3 protein-coding genes are annotated in these 3,753 nt (G+C 70.5%); 1 reads left to right on the top strand and 2 read right to left on the bottom strand.

What is annotated here, in order from left to right:
* Nucleotides 1-21 precede the first annotated feature (21 nt).
* Both MSZK_RS04795 and MSZK_RS32575 read right to left on the bottom strand, forming a co-directional pair.
* Nucleotides 22-1,035 (bottom strand): IniB N-terminal domain-containing protein, encoded by a 1,014-nt coding sequence (locus MSZK_RS04795; RefSeq protein WP_099245374.1) that lies wholly within the window; start codon nucleotides 1,033-1,035, stop codon nucleotides 22-24.
* Nucleotides 1,036-1,259: 224 nt separating this feature from the next.
* Nucleotides 1,260-1,814, bottom strand: a complete 555-nt coding sequence (locus MSZK_RS32575; RefSeq protein WP_199203193.1) for an Rv0340 family IniB-related protein — start codon at nucleotides 1,812-1,814, stop codon at nucleotides 1,260-1,262.
* Between the two features lie 234 nt (nucleotides 1,815-2,048).
* Between MSZK_RS32575 and MSZK_RS04785 the strand changes: the two genes are divergently transcribed.
* On the top strand, nucleotides 2,049-3,753 hold a 1,705-nt coding region (locus MSZK_RS04785), incomplete at its 3' end, for an Hsp70 family protein (RefSeq protein ID WP_099245517.1).

Here is a 3,753-nt window from a genome sequence, read left to right as displayed (position 1 = left end):
CCCCGCCGTCGCCGGAATGCTCTAGAAACCCAGCACGTGGTTGCCGGACGCCAGCGCCAGATCGTGGCTCGCGTCGAGGTGGCTGTTCACCAGCGTGGTGTCGTGGCTGGTGTCCAGCGACGTGTGGCTGGACGAGTCGTGCGTGGAGCTGTCGCTGACCGCGTGCACCGAGTTGTCGGAGTGATCGGTGACCGTGGTCGTGGCGGTGGTCGTCGCGTGGGTGTCGGTGTGGGTGTAGGCGGGCGAGCTGGCATGGTTGCCGCTGTTGGTCGACGTCTGGCTGTCGATGATGGTGATCCCGCCGCCACCGGCGTTGCCGCCCGAGGCGTGCCCGCCGCCCAGCCCGATCAGGCTGCCGCCGGCGCTGGCGCCGCCGCCGTTGCCGCCGCTGGCGTCCACGTCGTGGAACACCGGGCCGCCGTTGTCCTTGATCACGGTGCTACCGCCGGTGGCGGTGGTGCCGGTGTCGACGATGTGGCCGTTGCCGACCGCGACGTTCGAGCCGGTTCCGGCCAGCACGTCGCCGTTGTTGACGTCGTTGCCGTTGCCCAGCACCGCGCCGTCACCGCTGACGATGTCGCCGTGGTTGGGGCCGTCGACGACCACGCCGCCGTTCGTGGCGGTGTTGGTGGTCTTGTTACCGAAGGTGATGTCGCCGAAGCCGAGGTTGAAGCCGCCCTGCTGCGCGTTGGCACCGGCGTTCTGCTCGGGGCTCAGCAATGCGGTGTCGTTGTGGCTGGCCAGGTCGGTCTCCGGGGCGAAGGTCGGCGACGGCGCGTACACCGGCTGGAAGCTCGGCTGATACGCCGGGGCGAACCCGTACTGGTTGGACACCGCCCGCTGCAGGCCGACGATCGGGTCGCCACCGCCGAGCACCAGGCCGGGGACAGCGGTGGCCGCCAGCGTCGAGACCTGGGCGGCGGACACACCGGCGAACCCGGCGTCACGCATGGTCTGCTCCGGCGCGGCGACGAACGCACGGGCGGCGTCCTCGTTGCGGAACAGGTCGAGGATCCAGTCGAGGAGAGTGAGCATGGTCGAGACCTTTCGGTGAAGGTGCTCGCCGGCCTGTCCGGCGATCTGCAGACCACGTTATGAACGCCGGCGACTGCCGAAAACGGGGCCGAAACCCGTCGTCGCGAGGCCCCTACTAGGGATCGCTAGGGGCACTCGCCTAGGGGATTAGGGGATCCCTAGGAACAGCCCCAGAAACGCGAAAACCCCCACGTCGCGACGGACGTGGGGGTGGTCGGTGAGGATCAGAACAGGTCGAAGCCGGGATGGTCGGTGCCGTCGTCGCCGGCGCCGTGGCCGTCGTCGAGGTGGCCGTGGTCCCAGGCGGCGGGATCCGCCCAGGCCGCGCCGGCATCGGGAATGCCGCCGTGGTCGAGGAGGCCGTCGGTGACCTGCGCCGCTGTGTCGGGCAGGTCCAGTGTCCCGGGGTCGATCCCGGGGTCGGTGATGACGCTGGGGAGCTGATCGGCGTGCTGGACGACATCGGTGATCACCGAGTGCACCTCCGGGGTGACCGAGGCGGGCAGATGCGCGTCGAAGGCATCGAAGGCCGCGGTCGCGGCGCCGCTCGCCCACACGTTGCCGTCGGCTCCTGCGCCCGCCCCGGGCCCGAAGACGGTTCCGTACACCGGGCCGGACAGTGAGTCGGCCACCATCGGTATCAGATTATTGACGTCAGCGCTGGTCACACCGGACAAATGCGCATCGGCAATCGCCCCGGCCGGGTCGGCGGCGTAGCGCGCCGCGGCATCGGGATCGCGCACGAGCGACATCACGAAGTCGAGTAATGAGTTTGCCATGGAACGCCTTCCCTCCCGCCGCCGATAGTCACAGTGGAATTTCAGCTGCTGCCCAGAATGCTATCGGCCGGCGGGTCCGCCGTGATCGGTGTCGAGGCCACCCGACGCGCGGTGACGTTAGGGGGTGTGACCTTAGGGGTTCCGGCGACGTTAGGGGATCGCTACCCGGTTTTGCCACGGGCAGCAATTAAGGTGAAGACGGCCGCCGACGCGGTGGCGAAGGGATGTGCGGAATTGAGCGAATCGCTGGGGTTGTCGATCGGGGCGACCAACCTGGGGGCAGCCCGCCCGGGCGGCCGGCCGGTCACCCGCAGATCGGTGCTCACGCTGTGGGGCAATCGCCCCGCCGAGGTCGGGGTTCCGTCCCAGAATCCGGAGTTGACCAGCCCCAATCTGACCGAGGCCGGCCAGGTGTTCCGCGGCTTCGTCGAGCGGGTGGGCGACCCCGTGCCACTGGTGGCCGCCGACGGTTCGGCGCACCGCAGTGACGACCTGATCGCCGAGGCCCTCGAGGCGATGGCCCGCACGGTCGACGACGGGACGCCGCCGTCCTCGGTGGTGGTCGCGGTACCGGCCTACTGGGGTCCGGGTGCGGTCGGCTCGCTGCGCGGCGCACTGCGCTCCCGGCCCGTCCTGTCGCCCAACGGCGTTCCGCCGACGCTGATCTCCGATGCCACCGCCGCGCTGGCTGCCCTGCAGACCGATCCGGGCCTGCCCGATCGCGGGGTGATCGCGCTGTGCGACTTCGGCGGCAGCGGCGCCAACATCACGCTTGCCGATGCGGGCGCCAACCTCGCGCAGATCGGCGAAACGGTTCGCTTCGCGGACTTCTCCGGCGACCAGATCGACCAGGCGTTGTTGACCCAGGTCCTCGCCGGCATCCGAGACGCCGCCAACGTCGACCCGGCCAGCACCAACGCGGTCGGTGCGCTGACCCGGCTGCGGGAGGAATGCCGGATGGCCAAGGAGCGACTCTCGGCCGAGACGGCCACCGTGGTAGCGGCCGAGCTGCCCGGGTTCCGTTCCGACATCCGGGTCACTCGGCCGGAATTGGAAGCGCTGATCGCCGAACCACTCGCCGGATTTCTCGATGCCCTCGGTGACGCCCTGGAGCGCAACAGGATTCCAGCCGTGAACCTTTCCGCTGTCGCCACCGTCGGCGGTGGTGCGGCGATTCCGCTTCTCACCCAACGGCTTTCGGAAGAACTGCGCGTCCCGGTGATCACCACGCCACTGGCCGGGCTCAATGCGGCCATCGGCGCGGCGGTGCTCGCCGCGCGAGGTGGCGCTCCCGACGCGCCGACGGGCATGGCAGTCGCCGCCGCGGACGCGCCGACCGGGCTGGCCCCGACGGCCTGGGCGGCGGGAGCCGCCGGCGCGGCGGCCACCGAGTCGGCGACCGACGGTTCGCCGTCGGCGACGTTCCGCGCGCTGGCGTGGTCACAGGACGACACCCCCGGCGCCGAACCGGTCCCGTATTCCGGCGAGGACTACACGTTCGACTACGCCCAGCAGGCGCAGGGTGCCACCGGCGCGCGCCCGATGGTCGAGTTCGAGCAGGAGGACGCGCAGACCGAACTGGTCGACGCACCGGTGCCCTGGTACCGGCGCCCGCCGTTGCTGTTCGGCGTTGCCGCAGCGTTGGCCGCCGTCGCCGTCGGCGGTCTGGCGATCACGTTGACGAGCTCAGACAGCACCCCGACCACCACGACCACCCGGGTCACCAAGCCCGGCGAGCCCACCGATGCTCCGGCCACCAGCGTCGTCCCGCCGCAAACGGTGACGATCACCGGCTCGGACGGGGTGCCCACCCAGTCGACGATCCCGGCCACCACCACGGTGCTGACGACGACCACCACCGCGCCGACCACCACGACGACCACAACCACCACCCCGTCGACGACCACGACGACGACCACCACCACGACGACCACGACGA

The sequence above is a fragment of the Mycobacterium sp. shizuoka-1 genome (genome assembly GCF_002723835.1).
Lineage (GTDB): Bacteria > Actinomycetota > Actinomycetes > Mycobacteriales > Mycobacteriaceae > Mycobacterium.
This window is presented reverse-complemented; position numbering and strand designations above follow the sequence as displayed.

What these genes read in the sequence shown, in the direction of transcription:
- MSZK_RS04795 (WP_099245374.1), bottom strand. Translation starts at nt 1,035, where the DNA reads ATGCTCACTCTCCTCGACTGGATCCTCGACCTGTTCCGCAACGAGGAC.
- MSZK_RS32575 (WP_199203193.1), bottom strand. Translation starts at nt 1,814, where the DNA reads ATGGCAAACTCATTACTCGACTTCGTGATGTCGCTCGTGCGCGATCCC.